At 37.6% G+C, this 19,197-nt stretch carries 18 protein-coding genes; 10 read left to right on the top strand and 8 right to left on the bottom strand.

The annotated features are described in order from the left end of the window. The 5 genes from IGL15_RS01570 to IGL15_RS01590 all read right to left on the bottom strand — a co-directional run bounded on the left by IGL15_RS01570 (nucleotide 1) and on the right by IGL15_RS01590 (nucleotide 4,229). Nucleotides 1–291: a YrhK family protein gene (locus tag IGL15_RS01570; RefSeq protein ID WP_002319496.1), complete on the bottom strand. Its 291-nt coding sequence runs from the start codon at nucleotides 289–291 to the stop codon at nucleotides 1–3. Between the two features lie 30 nt (nucleotides 292–321). Further along, complete coding sequence (locus tag IGL15_RS01575; protein WP_002299903.1) at nucleotides 322–1,455, bottom strand: alcohol dehydrogenase catalytic domain-containing protein; 1,134 nt, start codon at nucleotides 1,453–1,455, stop codon at nucleotides 322–324. Nucleotides 1,456–1,832: 377 nt separating this feature from the next. Further along, nucleotides 1,833–2,156 (bottom strand): hypothetical protein, encoded by a 324-nt coding sequence (locus IGL15_RS01580; RefSeq protein ID WP_438766437.1) that lies wholly within the window; start codon nucleotides 2,154–2,156, stop codon nucleotides 1,833–1,835. A gap of 193 nt (nucleotides 2,157–2,349) precedes the next feature. Further along, complete coding sequence (locus IGL15_RS01585; RefSeq protein ID WP_002299871.1) at nucleotides 2,350–4,044, bottom strand: oleate hydratase; 1,695 nt, start codon at nucleotides 4,042–4,044, stop codon at nucleotides 2,350–2,352. A 56-nt stretch (nucleotides 4,045–4,100) separates the two neighbouring features. After that, nucleotides 4,101–4,229, bottom strand: a complete 129-nt coding sequence (locus tag IGL15_RS01590) for a hypothetical protein (RefSeq protein WP_002287569.1) — start codon at nucleotides 4,227–4,229, stop codon at nucleotides 4,101–4,103. On the opposite strand from IGL15_RS01590, the gene IGL15_RS01595 reads away from it, so the two are divergent. The 3 genes from IGL15_RS01595 (at nucleotide 4,228) to IGL15_RS01605 (ending at nucleotide 5,395) form a co-directional block, all read left to right on the top strand. After that, nucleotides 4,228–4,476 (top strand): hypothetical protein, encoded by a 249-nt coding sequence (locus IGL15_RS01595; RefSeq protein ID WP_002321251.1) that lies wholly within the window; start codon nucleotides 4,228–4,230, stop codon nucleotides 4,474–4,476. The genes IGL15_RS01590 and IGL15_RS01595 overlap by 2 nt on opposite strands. A gap of 191 nt (nucleotides 4,477–4,667) precedes the next feature. After that, nucleotides 4,668–5,033, top strand: a complete 366-nt coding sequence (locus tag IGL15_RS01600; RefSeq protein ID WP_002287567.1) for a DUF1622 domain-containing protein — start codon at nucleotides 4,668–4,670, stop codon at nucleotides 5,031–5,033. Next, the gene (locus tag IGL15_RS01605; RefSeq protein WP_002307868.1) at nucleotides 5,030–5,395 is read left to right on the top strand and encodes a DUF1622 domain-containing protein; all 366 of its coding nucleotides are present in this window, start codon (nucleotides 5,030–5,032) and stop codon (nucleotides 5,393–5,395) included. The genes IGL15_RS01600 and IGL15_RS01605 overlap by 4 nt, the downstream gene beginning before the upstream one ends. A 91-nt stretch (nucleotides 5,396–5,486) precedes the next feature. Here IGL15_RS01605 and IGL15_RS01610 read toward each other — a convergent pair whose 3' ends face one another. Then, complete coding sequence (locus tag IGL15_RS01610; RefSeq protein ID WP_002287562.1) at nucleotides 5,487–6,914, bottom strand: helix-turn-helix domain-containing protein; 1,428 nt, start codon at nucleotides 6,912–6,914, stop codon at nucleotides 5,487–5,489. Between the two features lie 468 nt (nucleotides 6,915–7,382). Between IGL15_RS01610 and tdc the strand changes: the two genes are divergently transcribed. The 4 genes from tdc (at nucleotide 7,383) to IGL15_RS01630 (ending at nucleotide 14,964) form a co-directional block, all read left to right on the top strand. Then, on the top strand, nucleotides 7,383–9,218 hold the full coding sequence (gene tdc / locus IGL15_RS01615) for a tyrosine decarboxylase (protein ID WP_104765324.1): 1,836 nt from the start codon (nucleotides 7,383–7,385) through the stop codon (nucleotides 9,216–9,218). Nucleotides 9,219–9,522: 304 nt separating this feature from the next. Next, nucleotides 9,523–11,001, top strand: coding sequence for an amino acid permease (locus tag IGL15_RS01620; RefSeq protein ID WP_104765323.1), 1,479 nt, complete (start codon nucleotides 9,523–9,525; stop codon nucleotides 10,999–11,001). Beyond that, nucleotides 10,967–12,298, top strand: a complete 1,332-nt coding sequence (locus IGL15_RS01625; RefSeq protein ID WP_002287558.1) for an amino acid permease — start codon at nucleotides 10,967–10,969, stop codon at nucleotides 12,296–12,298. The genes IGL15_RS01620 and IGL15_RS01625 overlap by 35 nt, the downstream gene beginning before the upstream one ends. 113 nt (nucleotides 12,299–12,411) lie before the next feature. Then, a complete protein-coding gene (locus IGL15_RS01630; RefSeq protein WP_104765322.1) occupies nucleotides 12,412–14,964 on the top strand; it encodes an HAD-IC family P-type ATPase in 2,553 nt (850 codons plus the stop codon). Between the two features lie 6 nt (nucleotides 14,965–14,970). Here IGL15_RS01630 and IGL15_RS01635 read toward each other — a convergent pair whose 3' ends face one another. Then, nucleotides 14,971–16,410, bottom strand: coding sequence for a helix-turn-helix domain-containing protein (locus tag IGL15_RS01635; RefSeq protein WP_104765321.1), 1,440 nt, complete (start codon nucleotides 16,408–16,410; stop codon nucleotides 14,971–14,973). On the opposite strand from IGL15_RS01635, the gene IGL15_RS01640 reads away from it, so the two are divergent. Next, complete coding sequence (locus IGL15_RS01640) at nucleotides 16,385–16,567, top strand: hypothetical protein (RefSeq protein WP_002294711.1); 183 nt, start codon at nucleotides 16,385–16,387, stop codon at nucleotides 16,565–16,567. The two genes, IGL15_RS01635 and IGL15_RS01640, sit on opposite strands and share 26 nt — an antisense overlap. A 188-nt stretch (nucleotides 16,568–16,755) precedes the next feature. Then, on the top strand, nucleotides 16,756–17,118 hold the full coding sequence (locus IGL15_RS01645) for an MmcQ/YjbR family DNA-binding protein (protein ID WP_002287552.1): 363 nt from the start codon (nucleotides 16,756–16,758) through the stop codon (nucleotides 17,116–17,118). A 186-nt stretch (nucleotides 17,119–17,304) separates the two neighbouring features. On the opposite strand, the gene IGL15_RS01650 is transcribed toward IGL15_RS01645, so the two are convergent. Next, nucleotides 17,305–18,162, bottom strand: a complete 858-nt coding sequence (locus IGL15_RS01650; protein ID WP_002287551.1) for a LysR family transcriptional regulator — start codon at nucleotides 18,160–18,162, stop codon at nucleotides 17,305–17,307. A 119-nt stretch (nucleotides 18,163–18,281) separates the two neighbouring features. Between IGL15_RS01650 and IGL15_RS01655 the strand changes: the two genes are divergently transcribed. After that, nucleotides 18,282–19,193 (top strand): ACP S-malonyltransferase, encoded by a 912-nt coding sequence (locus tag IGL15_RS01655; protein WP_002287550.1) that lies wholly within the window; start codon nucleotides 18,282–18,284, stop codon nucleotides 19,191–19,193. Nucleotides 19,194–19,197 lie beyond the last annotated feature (4 nt).

A 19,197-nucleotide genomic window follows, 5' to 3' on the forward strand; every position in this document is an offset into this window, starting at 1 on the left:
TCATTGCTTTTTTTCGTCGTAAATAAAAATGTTCCTTACGATTCTGAGAATAGGACGAATCGTCAAGAAAATAGCACCAGCCAAATAAAAATAGGTGCCATATCGATCGGGGATTTTAGTTAAGGAAGCAAGGCTTCCAAAAATATAGAAAATCCCGGTTAATAAATCGACAGCCAGTGAGATCAATGTGTAACGATTTTGGAAATAGAAGCGGAAGCGACGTCCTCGTATTTCGATATCTTCTTCTTTTCCTATTTCGATCTCATGGGTATTTCGTTTGATTTTGGGCATAAAGAAAATCACCTGTATTTTTTACTGAATTCAAGGTTTCAAAACAACTTTTATATTTTTATCTTCTTTTTTGTCAAAGATCTCATATGCTTGTGCTGCTTCTGATAGTGGCAGCGAATGAGTAATGATTTGTGTAGGATCGAATAGTCCTTCTGCAATCATTTCGTAAATTTTTGGCATTAGATGGATAATTGGTGCCTGTCCATGCTTGACAGCGATATCCCGCATAAAAAATTCTTGCAGCGGGTAAGAAGAAGCTGGAGTCATATAAACACCAGTTACTTGGACTGTTCCAAATTTTTTGACAGCTTGCGATGCCATCTGTAATGGAGAGATTGTGCCGCTTTGTAAGCTTACTAAATTTTTCGCTTTTTCTTTGACAGGCTCTAATCCGTCCATTCCTACACAATCGATAATGACATCTGCGCCACCTTTAGCCAGTTCATACAATTCTGTTCCAGCTTGTGCCGTGTCTTCTAAGAAATAAGTTTCCACCCCATTGTAATTAGCCGCTTTATCTAGACGGTGCTGTACTGGATCTACTGCGATCACGCGCTCTGCTCCAGCCATAACAGCGAATTTTTGAGCGAATAGACCGACTGGACCAGAACCTAGAATCACAACTGTATCGCCTTTTTTTACTCCTGCGTTTTCAACGCTCCAATAAGCTGTGGGCAAAATATCTGATAGAAATAAAACTTTTTCATCAGGAAGATCATTATCTGGTACAACAAATGAAGTAGAGTCTGCATAAGGAACTCTTAGATACTCCGCTTGACCACCCCAATGATTACCGTTCAACTTGCCAAATCCGAAAAGCCCGCCATATAACTGATCTGGATTTGATTCATCACATTGGCTTTCCATGTGATTCAGGCAGAAATGACAATGACCACAACTAATATTAAAAGGGATAACCACACGTTGCCCTTTTTTCAATGTTTGAACTTGAGATCCCACTTCTTCAACGATTCCCATTGGTTCGTGTCCTACAACATACCCTTTTTCCAAAACTGCTTCACCATGATGGTAAAGATGCAGATCGGAGCCGCAAATGGCTGTTGCTGTGATACGGATGATTGCATCTGTTGGTTCTAATATTTTTGGATCATCTACGTTTCTGATTTCCATTTTCTGTTTTCCTTGCCAAGTGACTGCTTTCATTGGAGATGCTCCTTTCAGATTCATAAAATTGTCTGCATTATTAGTACTACAGATAATTTCATTTTAAAGGAGATCTTACCTTTTTGATAATGAAACGCTTTTTTTCTTAAATGAAACATTCTATAGTCTTATGTATTTGTGTTCGGAGAGGTGTGTTTCCGATTTTTTAGTGTAATGGTAATCATTGAAATAGTTGTATCCGTTAGATGATGTTGGATTGGCAAGAGAGTAAACGTTGAAAAAATAGTTGTTTTCAAAAAGAAACAGACATAAATAAAAAGAGGTTATGACAGAAGGGATCAGTTTCTCGGTATTAAGTCAAATTTATGCAAAAACGTGAGGAACCATTTTCACAAAATTTTTCTTCATACTCGAAACTAAACGACTTTTTCATAACCTCTTGGTAAACGGTGTTCAAAAGCTTGCATCTGCGGTAATAAGTCTAACCAAGTCAAAAACATAAGAAGCTGTTTTAGCTTGGCTACTCTTATTACTTGATGCAGGGCAGCTTTTTCACAACCTCTTGGTAAACGGTGTTCAAAAGCTTGCATCTGCGGTAATAAGTCCAACCAAATCAAAAACATAAGAAGCTGTTTTAGCCTGGTTGTTCTTATTACTTGATGCAGGGCAGCTTTTTCACAACCTCTTGGTAAACGGTGTTCAAAAGCTTGCATCTGCGGTAATAAGTCTAACCAAGTCAAACATAAGAAGCAGTTTTAGCTTGGCTGTTCTTATTACTTGATGCAGGACAGCTTTTTCACAACCTCTTGGTAAACGGTGTTCAAAAGCTTGCATCTGCGGTAATAAGTCCAACCAAGTCAAAAACATAAGAAGCAGTTTTAGCTTGGCTGTTCTTATTACTTGATGCAGGGCAGCTTTTTCACAACCTCTTGGTTATTCAAACATTTTTTTTGCGGCACGAGCTAGAGTAGGAATATCTTTGTCGTAACGCGGTGTTTTGACAAGACGGGACATAGGAATACCCGCAAAATGGAAAGCAGCGATTTCTCCAGAACGTACAGCACTTTGTTCAGTAAAGATCATCTGATAAGGCTGCTCGACAAATTCTCCTGTAAAGGCCAGATTGGTCGAATGTTTAGGAATGACTTTTGGCCGATCGCTTTTGGCACGATTATTGAACAACGCGGAAGCATAAGGCATATAGACAGGGATATTATTTATCACGCTGTCGAAAATTTCTGTTTCTTTTTCACGAATATTTACTGGTCCAGGATCTACTTTTGAAAGTTGTCCGATCAGTTCTTCTAACATTTCTTTTCCATTCATTTTAATATACTGTTTATCCACAAATTCGCCACGTCGTCTTGGATAAAGGAAATAACCCCAAATAACTGTTTCATTTGGTTTCTGAGACGTAAAATGCGGTTGATGATGCACGACGATAGACATATTGACATCTTTTTGGCCTAACGGCGTGATCGGTGTGGTTGAAATAAATGAATTCAAGGCATTTCCTGGTTCTTGAGTCGTGATACGGGTGATTTCATTCAACAACAAATGGTTTTTCGTCGTCAGGGTAAAGCTGACCCATTCGCTTGCATCTCGATCAGCAAAGAATTTGTCAGGATTTCCCAAGTTGTAGAAACGTTCACTGGCTTTTTTCCAGAGACTAGAAGCTGCACCATAATCCATATTTTCTACAGCTGGTGTTTCGTAATCTCCTAAAGTAGCTGAATCTGTAATGGACCCATTAGTGAAAATAACTGCTGTATCTTCATCGACCACAACGTGTTCTTCTTCTTGAGTCAGTGTATTGGTCATTTTCAAACCAGTCACAGTGATTTCATCTTGCATCGGTGTTTCTTTGAATTCCCAGTCAGTGACACGGCGGTTCAAAATGATTTTGCATCCTTGTTCTTTCAAGTACTCGATCAAAGGAAGCATAATACTTTCGTATTGATTGTAACGTGTTCGATTGACGCCCACTAGATGTTCGATTTGAGTGAATTCATAAATCATTTGATGCATATAGCGACGCAATTCTTGAGCAGAACTACGTGTTCTGAAAGCAAATGTTGTTTCCCACATAAACCAGAAGTTTGTTTCAAAAAAGTGTGGATCATCTTTGAAATATTCTTCGATAGTGATATTGTCTAGTTTTTCTTCTTCTGAATCAGGCATAGCAATCAGTTTAGTCAGAAGAATACGGTCTTTATTATTGAATCCCAGTTTTCCGCCATCAATGATTCCTTTGCCACCTTCCATCAAACGTGCTTTGTCAAAGGTTCGGTGTTTTGCATCAAAATCTCTCGTATCTTCTTCAGCAGTCATCCCTGGCTCAGTAACAGAAGGTATTCGACTTAACAGATCCATCAAATCTACATAGGTACGGTAATTAAGCATGCGACCGCCTCGAGCAATATAGCCTTTTTGGTTTTCTAATGGATGGTTTTTATTCCAATATTCATCCACTACAGTGTCGGTCGGTGCACCATCATTTGAACCGTGATCATCCAATGAATAAAAGGTGATCTGATCCCCTTTCCATTTGCCTTCTTGAATCAAATAAACAGCCGCTGCCATATTGGCAATACCGGCACCAATCATTATTGCTTTACTTTTTCTCATTGTGATTCCTCCAATGTCTTCCAAGTATGTCCGTAGTGATTCAACTAAATAGGATGCTAGATTGATTCGAATTCATCATATAAATGACTGTCATCTTCGAATAGTCCTGTCTTTTTTCCTAGATATGCAGCGCCAAGGGCAAGCAAACCTAAACCGATGCCGACTTTGATTAATTTTTTACTCATGAAAAACGCCTCCTTGTTTTCTCTTTCTATATCCAAGGATAGTTCGTTTTTATTAGAATGCCAAATGATAGGACGAGAAGAAAAAGGAAATTTTGACAAAAAAGAAGAAGTGTCTGATTTTCCTGTAAATAAAAATAGGGTAGGTAAGAAGAAAAGATTTGAGGAGGTGTATGGTTCTATTTTTAGAAATTTGGGTACAAAAAAAGCACCGAGACAGTGCTTCTTTGAAAAGCTGATGACGGACTAAGCCTTATTTTAACTTGCTACGTTGTTTTGGATACTTCCACGATTTATGGATGGGGGGAGAAAAATGGGAGAGTGAAAAAGAAAAATTTAAGCGAACCGTTATCATTAGAACAACTTTTAAATAGACGAACAAGGTAACTTTCTTTTACAATAAAAGAATAGGAACAAATTAAAAGAAAGTAGGTAGCGTATATGTTTCGCTCAAATTTAATTGAATTTCTAGAATGGATCATTGCTATTTTAAATATTTGTTCTATCGGTATCTTAATTGTCGGGATCGTTCTTGTTCTATTCAAACTTTTTGATTGGTCTCATGTCAAGAAAAACTATGCAGAACGTAATACTCGTAATGCAGATACAAGAAAACTGCTAGCAAGTTATATTTTGTTAAGCTTGGAGGTACTAGTCGTTGCTGATATCATCGAGTCAGTTATCAAGCCGACTTGGACAGATATTTTGAAGCTTGCACTTATTATTATCATTCGAACAGTCATTTCTTATTTCTTGAATCAGGAAATAGAAGACAAAGAAAAACAAAGAAGAGGAGAGGTAGGATGACGACAGAGTTGATGCAGTTTCTTCTTCCATATTTTGAAAAACTTGTACTGGGACTTGATATCTTTGCTATCTGTTTATTGGTTTGGGGTGTTTGTCTATCAATCAAGGATTTTTTGAAATATTTATTTGTCCATACAAAAGTACAAAACGACCGAGTCAGCGAGAACAATGCTATTAAAAAGATGTTGGGAGGCTATATACTTCTAAGTTTGGAAATTCTTGTTTCAGCGGGGATCATCGAATCGATTATCAAACCTACCTTGCAGGATATTTTCCAACTAGCGGCGTTGGTAGTTATCCGAACCATCATTTCTTATTTTTTAAATAAAGAGATCGGACCCGTAGATGTCCAAAATAAGTGAGGTTGTGAGCCTGATGTGTATCAAGAGATTGTTACAGAAATGGGCATCTTCAACAAATAAGAGGCTGTGACATGATTTTTGTCACAGCCCCTTATTTGTTTTGCACAGCTGAAATGATAGCTCGATCGATCGTATTGATCGAAATAGGAATAATATTTTCATATTGGACCGCATCTGGTGTATATAATGTACGTTCACATAATACCCGGTTTGAGGACTGCTGCGCATACTTCTTTATATCAGATATACTTGAATAAATTGTTGGTGCAACTTGAAAATCGAAAGTAGTTACAGCTTCCAAGGCTTCCCGATAAATCAGATAATGAACATCCGAATTTGTGACGATATAGATAGTCAGATGTTCTTTTGTCAGACGGAGAATTCCGCTCAATTCGATCACAAAAGCCCGCATGCAATTAGGATTCAACCGTAGATCATAAGGTAACTGGCTGGACCAGCTGGAAAAAATTGTCTGGACTTCTTTATATAAATTTGTCTGTTCCTCATTTAAAAGATAAAATTTTTCTGGCATGAATAATTGATAGTTATCCCAAGCCGAACGCATCAGATGAATCAGCGCACGTTCGAATGGTTGGTTTCCGAATAATTCTTGATTGAAGTGAGATTCAAAGGTAGCAACTAGTTCTTTTATTTCGGGAGTATTGTCAATAAACACTTGGTGTAGCTGTTGAAAGTCTTCCGCAATCAACTGATAAGAATGGAAACCATAATTACAAAGATTGAATAGTGTCAAAATAAAGGCGAATTCTTCTTTTTTATAATAGGTTTGGAAATCAGTGTTTTCCCATGCTGATTCGACATAATTGTAAATAGGACGTTTTTTGATTTCTTCGATAAATTTTGAATCTATTGTCACAGCACACACTTGCTGGCGTAGGAAACTGATAGCAAAACCAATCGATAAGATTTCTTTATTTTCTTTATCATAAAATCTGCCACTATTTTCCGTTACGGATTCAATGAAACGATCGGCACGTTCAAAAAACGATTCAGGTAGCTCCCAAGAATTAAAACCGCCTAAACGATACGACACATTAAGAAGCAGCAGACGTCTTTCCATTTCAGTGAATCGAGGGGAGTAGCGGTCGATTTCGATCCCGCAGTCATTAAAATAAGCTAATACTTGTTTTTTTAATGAATAAGCTTTGCTGACAGAGATGAATTCACATTCAGTTAATTGAAGATAATCAGGTTCATCTTCTTCCAAATAAAGCAGACAAGTTTTTAAAAACAACGAATTTTGAGACAATTGCTGCATGATCTTGCATCGAGGTATATGTTCTGAAAAATATAAAGTGTAACGGTCCTTTTCCCGATGTGTATAAGCGATCTGTTCTTCAAATTCTTTTTTTATGTTATTGATATCATTGAGCAAAGTGGTTTTGCAAACATGCAGGAGGTTGGAGAGCTTTTCTAGATTGACTTCTTTATTTACATAGAATTGCCCACATAAAAACAGCTGTCTTAAAATATTTTTCTCAATATATTCTTCAATCATAGTAGAGCCTCCGCCTTGTATTTTTTTGCACAATATGGGAAATATTATGACATGTTTTCTTTTTGAAATCATCAGTTAATTTCTGAAAAAGCATATAAATGCCGTTAAAAAAGGTTTTTTATGTTATAAAATTTGGAAAACAGATAATTCTATTAAAAAATAAATTGTGAATTTTTAACAATATAAAAAAATAAAAATATGTTTAGTGAATGAAGGACAGTCATTTTATTTGTTTGTTCGTTTTTTTTAGGTTATCTATTTTAGAAGACTGATTTATTGAAAAATTGTTCGTTTTTTTGCGTTGAATTATCAGAAAAATCCGACTTTATTTATTTTTGTTTGTAAAAATCTACGTGGATTTGATGTTATAAAAAAAATTTCTCATTTTTGGCGCTATAGTGAAGAGGTGTTACAGATAAACACATGTATCTGCGAGACATTGACCAACAAAATATGGAGGGAAGAAAAATGAAAGATATGGATATCAAGGCCGTCTTTATAGGCGACAAAGCTGAAAATGGACCAGTTTATAAAATGTTGTTGAACAAGATGGTAGATGAACATCTTGGATGGAGAGAAAATTATATTCCTTCAGATATGCCTGCAATTAGCGAAGGAGATAAGCTCACTCCAGATTATCTAGCCACCCGCGACCATATGATAGAGGTCTTGGATGAAGTCAGTCAGCGATTACGCGCAGGATCGATCCCATGGCATTCAGCAGGCCGTTACTGGGGACAAATGAATGCTGAAACATTGATGCCTGCTTTATTAGCTTACAACTATGCGATGCTGTGGAACCCAAATAATGTTGCATTGGAATCTTCTATGGCAACTTCGCAAATGGAAGCAGAAGTAGGACAGGATTTTGCTTCATTATTCAATATGACAGACGGATGGGGACACATTGCAGCAGATGGTTCTATTGCTAATCTTGAAGGATTATGGTACGCCCGCTGCATCAAATCGATTCCTTTAGCTGTCAAGGAAGTGCTGCCTGAAAAAGTGAAAAAAATGTCTGAGTGGGAACTTTTGAATTTATCTGTTGAAGAAATTTTGGAAATGATCGAAAGCTTTACGGACGAAGAAATGGATGAGGTCAAAGCAGCTTCTTCCCGTAGCGGAAAAAATATCCAAAGATTAGGGAAATGGCTGGTCCCTCAAACAAAACACTATTCTTGGATGAAGGCGTTAGATATTTGCGGAGTCGGCTTAGATCAGATGGTTGCTATCCCAGTTCAAGAGGATTATCGAATGGATATTAATGCTTTGGAAAAAACAATTCGTGAATTAGCTGAACAAAAAATCCCAATTCTAGGTGTGGTTGCTGTCGTAGGAACGACAGAAGAAGGTCAAGTAGACAGTGTAGATAAAATCGTCCAATTAAGAGAAAGGTTAAAAGATGAAGGGATCTATTTCTATTTACATGTTGATGCCGCATATGGCGGCTATGCGCGTTCACTGTTTCTAAACGAAGCAGGAGAATTTGTGCCGTATGCTTCCTTAGCTGAATTCTTTGAAGAACATCATGTTTTCCACCACTGCGTAACGATTGACAAAGAGGTATATGAAGGGTTCAGAGCTATTTCAGAAGCGGATTCTGTCACGATAGATCCTCATAAGATGGGCTATGTCCCTTATGCTGCTGGAGGAATCGTAATCAAACACAAAAATATGAGAAATATCATTTCTTATTTCGCGCCATATGTGTTTGAAAAATCAGTAAAGGCTCCAGATATGTTAGGAGCTTATATTTTGGAAGGATCAAAAGCTGGAGCAACCGCCGCCGCCGTCTGGACAGCACATCGTGTATTGCCATTGAATGTGACCGGATATGGTCAATTGATTGGGGCTTCAATCGAGGCAGCTCAAAGATTCAGAGAATTTCTCGATCATCTGACTTTTACTGTTAAAGGAAAAACAATCGAAGTCTATCCATTGAATCATCCTGATTTTAATATGGTCAATTGGGTATTCAAAGAACAAGGCTGTACAGATTTGAACGCTATCAATGAATTAAATGAAAAAATGTTCGATCGGTCTTCTTATATGGATGGCGATGTTTATGGTGAACGGTTTATTACTTCTCATACTACATTTACACAAGGAGATTACGGTGATTCTCCGATTCGTTTTATTGAAAGAATGGGTCTAACGAAAGAAGAATGGAAAAAAGAACAGAAAATCACTCTGCTACGTGCGGCTATCATGACTCCTTATTTGAATGATGATCGAATTTTCAATTTTTATACAAAGGAAATCGCCAAAGCAATGGAAAAGAAACTAAACGAAATCATCCAATAGAACTGATTTTTGTGTGAAAGAATAACAAGAGACATATGGAGAACAGACAATTATTTGCTTCATCAAAACAATTGTATTTCCCCCTGTTTTTCATATATTCCTCGCCAAGATATTCTTTTTTATAAAACGTTCTATAAGTTGGATCGTTCGTTTCATGTATCAAACCCAGTTCACTAAGATCGTTCAATGGATGTTTCGGTGATACTGGGTTTTGTACTGAATCGATGAAACCTTGTTATTTCTGTTCTTGAACAAAAATAAAAGAAAACAAAAACATATGTCGCTATTGAAAGAAGGAATAAAGATGAAAGATACTGGTTCATCAAAACAAATCACGACCATGACCTTTATCGGAATGACCTGCGCCCTTGTAGCAAGTGTACGAAATATTCCAGATGTAGCAGCAACGAGCTGGACGATGATTTTTTACATGCTGGTTGCAGTATTATTGTACGCTTTTCCAATCTCATTGATCTCTGGTGAATTTGCCGGAATGTTTCCCCAAAAAGGTGGTCCAGAACTTTGGGTATCGAATGCTCTGGGAAAAAAATGGGGATTCGTTGTCTCATGGCTGTTATGGGTCCAAATGTTTCCTGGGATGGTGATGGTCGCTTCAGCACTCGCTCCGTTGTTTGGTAATATTATCGATAATGTGCCGCTTGGTTTGAACAGCAAATTTACATTAGTTGTTATTTTAGTCGTTTATTGGATCATCATTTTTTTGAATTTGAAATTTGATATGGCAAAAATCGGCGGAAAAGTCGGTGTTTGGTTAGGATTGTACGTGCCTTTGACGATGATGCTCTTATTAGGGTTTGCTGCGTGGATCAAAGTTGGGATCGTACCAACCGGAACATTAGGCAGTTTTTCATGGGACAAATTAATACCAGATACTACGACTGCATCCTCATTTGTTTATTTTGCGCCGATCATGTTTATTTTTACTGGTATCGAAATGTCCTCTGTGTATATCACTCGGTTGAAAAATCCAGTTAAAACGTATATTCGCGGAGTATTTGCCGCGTTAATTTTTATATTTTTCGTCAATATTTTGAATGCTTTAGTTGTAGCAAATGTCGTACCAAAAGGACAAATGGAATTGAATAATATCGCGCAATCTATTTCGATTTATTGCCAAATTCTTGGTTTGCCACATCTTATTGTGAATCTGTTTAGTTTACTTGTCTTCATTGGTGTAGCAGTCCAATTATCTGCTTGGGCCTCAGGACCAGCAAAGACAGTGACAGAAAGTGCTAGAAAAGGTGCGTATCCACCAAAATTCAATTTTTGGAAGACGAATCAATTTGACGTATCCAAATCCGTTATTTTGACTCAGTCTGTCATTATCTCAATCTTTGCACTTTTTTATTTGCTGATTCCTGGCGTCAATCAAGCATTTTTGATGCTCGTAAATTCAACTACTGTTATCTACTGTATCGTCTATGTCATCATGGGGATCGCAGTTTTGAGATTGCGTTATACACATGCAAAGTTGAATCGACCATTTAGAATTGGAAAAAAAGAGAAAAAGAGCAATCTTGGAGTTTGGACTGTCGTTATTGTTTTATTTGCGGCAATCGGATTTTCTGTCGGACTGACGATGAAAGCTGGAACATGGATCAATCTAATTGCAGTCACAGCCATCAGTGTCATTTTGTTTGTAGTACCACTCTGTATTGAAAAAATAAAGAAACCTTCTTGGGAACAGGAAGTCGCCATGCTGCTTGAAAAAGAAAAAGGTGAACTTGATGGAAAAACCGGCAATGAAACGGACTCTAACTAATCGAAATATCCAGTTAATCGCATTAGGTGGCGCAATTGGAACAGGATTATTTTTAGGTTCAGCAAAGGCAATTGCATCAGCAGGGCCAGCTGTTATTCTCGTTTATTTGATATGCGGTTTGGCTATTTATGGTTTGATGCGGGCCATGGGTGATTTATTTTTAGCAAATAGTACATTTAACTCTATCAGTGATTTCGTTGACTATTATTTAGGCAAAAAGTGGGCATTTTTTGTCAATTGGACTTATTGGCTTTGCTGGCTTGGAGCTGGACTTGCGGAATTAACAGCAATAGGATTGTATATCCATTTCTGGTTTGTACATGTACCAGCTTTGATAAGCGGAGGTAGCGCACTAATGATCTTAATGGCAGTCAACCTTGTTGCAGTCAAGTGGTTTGGTGAATTGGAATCTTTTTTCTCAATCATCAAGATCTTGGGGATTTTCCTTTTTATCTTATTGGGTATAGGATTGAGTGTCTCAGATTTTCATACCCAGTCTATCGGAATCAAAGAAAATTTTGGACAGATCGATGAATTACTACCGTTTGGCTTTGCTGGAATGGTAGTCTCATTTCCTATGGTTTTATTCAGTTTTGCTGGAATTGAAATGATCGGCTTAACCGTTGGCGAGACAAGTGATCCGCAAAAGAATTTGAAAAAAGCAATCAACTGTCTGCCTTGGCGTATTCTCTTTTTCTATATAGGAACGATTTTGTCGATTTTATTTGTTGTTCCATGGCATTGTTTAGATTTAAAAGAAAGTCCTTTAGTGACTATGCTGCAAGTGATCCATTGCCAAGGCGGAGCAGCAATTGTCAATCTAATGATTTTGGTTGCTTCTTTGTCCTCAGCAAATAGTGCAGTCTACAGTACTAGCAGGATTTTATATCAAACAGCAAAAGAGAAAAGTTTGCCCCATTGGTTTTGTGCGCTTTCTAAGAAAGGCGTACCTTTACACGGTATTTTAATTACAGGAATGTTATTTTTTGCCGGTCTTTGTCTACATTTTTTTGTAGCTGATAGTCGATTGTTTTTTCAGCTTTTGGCAGGCATGACAACGAGTTGTTTTCTATTTGTGTGGTCTTCGATCTTGTGTGCACATGTTCAATTTATTAAAGAAAAGAAACGGAACACTACACAAAGATATAAAGATCTTGCTTTGTTGGTGTTTTTTACTTCAATTGCTTTCAGCTTGTTATTCGAAAGCACGACACGCTTTATTCCTTTTTTATTGGTTATCTGGTTTGTATTCTTAAATTTTGTATATAAAAGAATAAGCAATAGAAATATCAGTTAGGCCCAGATACATTCTGCAAAACGAATTATTTCAGACCTCCCTGAAATAATCGATACGCCTGAAAAAACTTCCCTGCGTATAATAACAGTATCAATTAAACAGGAGGGGATAGGATGAACTGGTACAGATTGACGGTAGAAGATGTATTGAAAAACTATCAAACATCAACAGAAGGCTTGTCGCAAGAAGAACGACAGAAACGCCTGACTGATCAAGGATATAATGAAATAAAAGCAAGGCAGCAGACAAAACGATGGAAAAAAATAGCAAAGCACTTTACTGATCTGCTGATGATCGTGTTGATCATTGCCTCTTTTTTGAAATTTGCTTCTAGTGAATATATTGAAGGAAGTATTATTTTATTCGTAGTGATCGTCAATGGACTCGTTAGTTACTGGCAAGAAAGAAAAGCGGAAGAATCATTGAATGGTTTGAAGCAGCTGATGGGACAAGAAGCGATAGTACTATCAGACGGGATGCAAGAAAAAATCCCTGCGAAAGAACTGGTAAAAGGAGATGTCATTGTCTTACGTGCCGGAGATGTCGTTCCAGCAGATATCCGATTAATCGAAGCACATGATTTATTAGTGGAAGAATCGATTTTGACGGGAGAATCAGAAGCATCTGAAAAAAGTCATGCCGTTTTGACAGAAGAAGAATCGATCGGCGACCAGAAAAATATGGCTTTTTCAGGAACGCTTGTACAATCTGGTTCTGCAGTCGGTGTCGTTGTAGAAACAGGAAACACGACAGAAATCGGTAAAATCAATCAAGCATTGCAATCGGTCGAACAACAAACGACGCCTCTGATTAAAAAAATCAACCGATTAAACAAACAAATTTTTCAAGGCATTCTTTGTTTGAGCCTATTCTTAGTTATTTTTACGACATTTCGATATGGTATGGATTGGCATATCCTTCTTTCGGCTATGATCGCTTTGGTGGTGTCAATGGTACCCGAAGGATTGCCAGCTGTTTTGACCATGATCCTATCTGTCGGAGTAAATGAAATGGCAAAAGAAAAGGCAATCATCAAAGGACTGCCTTCTGTAGAAACATTAGGTTCTATGACAGTGATCTGTTCAGATAAGACAGGGACATTGACAAAAAATGAAATGACAGTTGTGGATATAGCAGCAAAAGAAGAAGCCTGCGTGTTGTCCATTATGAAAAACTGTCAGGAATTAAAAACAAAAGAAGAACAGAAAACAGAAAATTTAAGTGGCAATCCGACAGAACTTGCACTGATTCGACACACAGAAACAGCCAATCTGCCTTTGAAAAAAATAGAAGCAAAGATTCCGTTCAGCTCTGAATACAAATATATGGCAACGATGCATACGGAGGAAAAAGGAGCGGTGATTTACGTCAAAGGTGCGCCAGAAGTATTATTGGCTAAATCAACTCTTTCTTCTTCAGAACAAGAAGCATGGGGTCAAACAGCCACAGCGTTTGCGAAAAAAGGTCAGCGTGTTTTAGGATTTGCTTATAAAAAAGTAGATTCGAAACAGGAACTCACGCATGAGACTTTAACCCAATTAACTTTTGCAGGGATTGCCGGGTTGATCGATCCGCCAAAAGAAAGTGCAGTCAAAGCTGTAAAGGAATGCCAACAAGCAGGGATCTCAGTGAAAATGATTACGGGGGATCATAAAGACACAGCAAAAGCGATTGCGGAACAAATTGGCTTAAAACATACTGCTAAAGTTTTAGAAGGGATCGATTTGGATCTTATGTCTGATGAAGAGTTGATTCGACAAGTACCAAAAGTCGATGTCTTTGCTCGAACGACACCAGAACACAAACTGCGAATCGTGAAAGCTTTGCAGAAAAATGGAGAAATCGTCGGAATGACCGGAGACGGCGTAAATGATGCACCTGCTTTGAAAAGAGCCGATATAGGAATCGCTATGGGAATCAAAGGTAGTGAAGTAAGCAAACAGGCAGCTGATATGGTTTTAGGAGATGATAATTTCCATACGATCGCAAAAGCCGTAAAAGAAGGTCGGCGCATTTTGGATAACTTGCAAAAGACCATCAATTTCTTCTTACCAACTGCATTAGCTCAAGGATTGATCTTAATTTGGGCGCTGATACTGAATCGCCCGCTACCTTTGTCCCCAGTACAGATTTTATGGGTCAATATGGTAACGACAATCACTTTATCTTATGCATTAGGGTTCGAGTCGCCAGATCCAGAAATCATGAAGCGTCCACCGAGAGATCCAAAGCAAGGAATCCTATATGGTTATCATTTGTTTCGGATCATCTATGTCGCACTACTGATCATGGTTCCTGCCTATTTATTGGCTATGCAATTTGAAGGGCAAAGCTTACAGCAAACCATTCTTCTGCAAAATATCGTCTTAGCTCAAGCTGTTTACATGATCAATTGCAGAGAGTTGTCCAAGCCGTCATTGAACCAAGGTCTTTTGCAAAACAAATCGCTTTTTCTTTCATTGGGTATCCTTGCTTTATTGCAGGGGATGGTTATTTTTCTGCCAATCGGCCAGCAGCTGATCGGTACAGTAAGTTTAACGATGACACAACAGTTATTGATTGGGGCAAATGTGATTCTTCTATTCTTGGTTGTAGAAATAGAAAAAGGGATCATGAATAAACTGTTTCGCAAAAAAGAAAAAACAGCTAGAGAATACAGTCGCTAGCCGTTACTATAAAAAAGTTTTGAAAGTGAGTTCAGTCAAACGATTGAGCTCATTTTTCGTAGGAATAGAAGAAATGTATACGATAGGGATATCTAGAGAATCCAGCGGGAAATTGGAAATCAAGATATCTGTTTTTTCGAAAGAAATAGTGGAAAGATCGGTTAGTTCGATAGGTAAGAAGCAGACACGTTTTCCTAGATAATCTTTTAATTCCTGCTGCAAGAACGCCTTCCATGAAGGTTCTCCTTGGAAAATAAAATAGACATTGAACAAATTCGGTTTGATAGAAAAAATCGTTTGTTGGATCAGTAAAGACAAGAGCTGGAGAAAGTAATTTGGTTCATTGATTTCCATTTCTTTTTTTAGATCGTTCAGTAAATTCTCTTTCTGTTGATACAAGTGTGCATATTGCTGATCATACGTCTCTAAAAAACGATGGTATTGGCGTTCCAAAGGTTCAATCAGTATCGGCGATTCATGATATTTTAATACGAGGAGAGCCAAGTTATCAGTCAGAGACGTTTTTTTTAGCTGATCAAGAGACAGCTCTAAAGCTAATTCCTCTACAAACGTTTCGATGCGTTCGAAAAATGGAGAATGATGCAGGCAGCGAGCGGTTTCTTGTCCATAGTTATTGTTGTAATTCCAACTTTCCAGAAAGCAGAAAGAAGCAAAAGAAAGCTCAGTGTCTTTGAGATAAATACCTTCCGTTAAATACAATTTTTTCAATGCAGAGTCATACAGGGAGGAGAGTGTACTGTTGATATGGATAGAAGAATCTAATCGGCAATTCGCTTTTATACGGATCGTATTGATAAAGAACCAACATGTTCCAAAAATCTCTTCTGTTTCAACCGCTAGCTCCGTTCGATTTATTGTTTTTAAAAATTGAAAATAAAGGGATTCATGAATCGAATAATCTTCGAAAAAATAGTTGTTATGAGTAAAAGGAATCAGCAGTCGATGATAGAAAGTGCGAATCGCACGCTCTTTCCCAAGAATAGAAGCGGTATATTTCGTCAAATCGATCTGCAAGTCGTAACTTGCTAAACGCTGATTGATTTTAGTCACATGTCTTTTCAATGTCCCATAAGAAAGCCCATGGTCGGCTAGAAAATCAGGGACAGCAACTTTTTTTGTAAAAAGCAGACTTTTCAATAGTTCGACACTGACTGATTGTTTGAAAAAAATCTCCCAAAGGTCATTTGCTAATAAATTTTGCTGGTTTTGCAAACTGATCCCTGCTTGATCGCTAATGATGTCCCAGCCTTCAGGCAGTTGAGAGCGAATAGATTGAAGGTCAGAATAAATCGTTCGTTCGGTTGTCCCTATGATTTCAGCTAATTCATTTACGGTTATCTTTGTATGATTCAGCAATTGTTCTACTAAAGAAACATGACGTCGAATATCTTTTTCGGTAATGATTTTTTTCATTAGTGAATACATCAATCAGACTCCCTTCTATTCTAAGAATACGGAGAAAATAAACGGTGGTCAAGTTTCAACTGATTTTTCAATCATTGTTTATTTTTCTGGAGCATTTACTGATGATAAGAATTTCATCATGAACTTGAAAAATGATACCACTAAAATCAAAAAATAGGTGGGCAAACAATAATAAACATTTTAATAGTAGATGGTAGCAAGACCAACACAGGCGGATTGAACATTTAAGAGTTGATAAAAAAGAAAAATATCGAAGTATTTGATTAGCAACTACTTGTATTCATTTTTCTATTCTTACGTGGTATCTTTGAATAAAGCGAATCAATAAGAAAGAGATGGAAGCAGATGCTAACGAAAAAAGAACTAATCGATCACATCAATGAAACATACAATTTGTCTCCAGAATATATTTTTAAAAAATTTCCTGATTATTGCGTATTCAGACATCAAAAAAGCAAAAAATGGTTTGGGGTCCTGATGTCTGTTCCAGAAGAAAAAATCTATGATGATGCAAGTGACCATAGGATCATCAATATTCTTGATTTGAAGGTCGATCCTGAACTTGGCGGAATTTTGCGAGGAAAAGAGGGGTATTTTCCAGCCTATCACATGAATAAAGAACATTGGATCTCTATTGATCTACGTAAAATAGAAAAGCTAGATGAACTAGCAGATTTGATTGATGGAAGTTTTAAATCAACGCAATGAATGTCTAGGACAATAGAGAAGAGGTTGTGACAGAAATGTTTAGCTTCAAGAAATAAGAAGGAATTTACGAAAATTGCTTCTCAAATTTTTGGGAAATTTCGGCTTATTTTCTAAGAAATTACTTCTGGAACACCGTTTGTTCGAAAAAAGAGCTGCGACAAGAATTTTGTCCCAGCTCTTTTTTTTTTATTTTCCTAAATAAAATTCCCGCATCGTTTTTGCAATCATTTTGATCAAAGGATGATCTTCTGTGAAGCTAGAAGATAAATAAATTGTTCGTGTCAAGGGCAAATCTTTGATTTCCCGCAAGACGAAAGGATCATTTTTATCGTAAGACCAAGAAACTTTTGGGAAAAAGCTAACAGCTAATCCTTGCTTGACAATAGAACGTAATGTCGCAGGATCATCTGTCGTCGAACTGATCGTCAATTCGATACTTTTCGCTTCAAGTGCTGCATCCAGTGTATGACGGAAGGCGTTGCTCTTTGACAGCATCAAGATGGGGGTGCGTTGGATATCTTCTAATTGCAGATGTTCTTTTTTCGCAAGAGGATGTTTCTTAGGAATGGCGACATAAACAGGTTCTTTCATGATAGGAATATTGGTCATGCCAGGCTTCATCTCCGAAGTGATGTACAGTACAGGATCGGTAATATCATCTGGTAAATGATGTTGCATGATCGTTAATTGGATATCAGGATGCTTTTCCATAAAAATTCGGACCAAGTTCGGAATAGAAACAGAGGCTACCTCTAAATACAATATGACGGAAGTAACGATCTTCTCATTGACCGAAGACAATAATTTGATTCCTTCTTCTAATGTGTCTAATGTCTTGACTGCATATGGATAAAATTCTTCTGCATAAACGGTCGTCTCAATGTTTCTGCCGCTATGGTAAAACAAAGGGACACCTAATTCGTTTTCCAAATGTTTGATCGCACGGCTCAAGGCAGGTTGAGAAATAAATAATTCTTTGGCTGCTTGGGTAACATTTTTTGTTTCGAATACTTTTTTAAAATACTGCAGATGAAGCAATTTCATAATTATCCATCCTATCCATACCTTTTTGTTATGGTTTTTTCTTTTTTTGGCATTTTTTATTATAGCAGAAATTGACTAAGATAGCAGTGGAAAAAGTAAGTGCTGAGGAGGCGAGGCTCATGAGTACAGGTTTCTTATTTCCTGGACAAGGCAGTCAGAAGTTAGGGATGTTAGCGGATATCCCTGAAATGTACATGGAACGTTTAGAAAATGTGACGGGGTATCGGTTAGTTGATAAAGAAGAAAACTATCAAGATACGGTTTTTATCCAGCTAGCATTACTGACAAAAGCAGTATTTTATTTAGATGAAATGGAAAAAAACGGTATTCAGCCTGATATTGCAGCAGGACATTCGATTGGTGCTTTTTGTGCAGCTGTTGCTTGTCGATCTTTGAGATTTGAGAATGCAGCGGAACTAGTCTATCACCGCGCAGTCTTAATGAAAGAAGCTTATCCAAGCGGTTATGCAATGGGCGTAGTAGTAGGTGTGACGAGAAGCGAAGCTGAGGAAATTGTAGCAAAAACATTTGATCCTGACCATCCAGTTTATCTGTCAAATGAAAATTGTCCGATGCAACATACGTTATCTGGGAGTATCGAAGGTTTATCCGTTACGTTGGCAGAAGCCAAACGGCACCAAGCGCAAACAGCGAAGCTGCTGAAAGTCCCTGTGCCATCTCACTGTCTCTTGATGAATGATACGGTCAAGAAATTCAAGCCGTATATGCAGTCTGTCCATCTATCTGATGCTAGATGTTTGTATATAAAAAATACGGATGGAAGAGCCACTCAGGACGCAGAAGAGATTCGTAAAGATTTGTTGGAAAACCTAGCTTTCCCTGTGCAGTGGAACCAAATGATGGACTTGGCAAAAGAATTAGGAATGGATCTGACGATTGAATTTCCCCCCGGCAATACTTTGACAAAGCTGATTCATACAAAATTTGGTGTAGATAAAGGGATCCGTACGATCAATCTAGACCAACATGGTATTGATGACGCCACGTTTCTATATCAAAAATGGAGATGACTAA

Origin of the sequence: Enterococcus sp. DIV0436a (assembly GCF_051711605.1) — a bacterium.
GTDB classification, from domain to species: Bacteria; Bacillota; Bacilli; order Lactobacillales; family Enterococcaceae; genus Enterococcus_B; species Enterococcus_B faecium.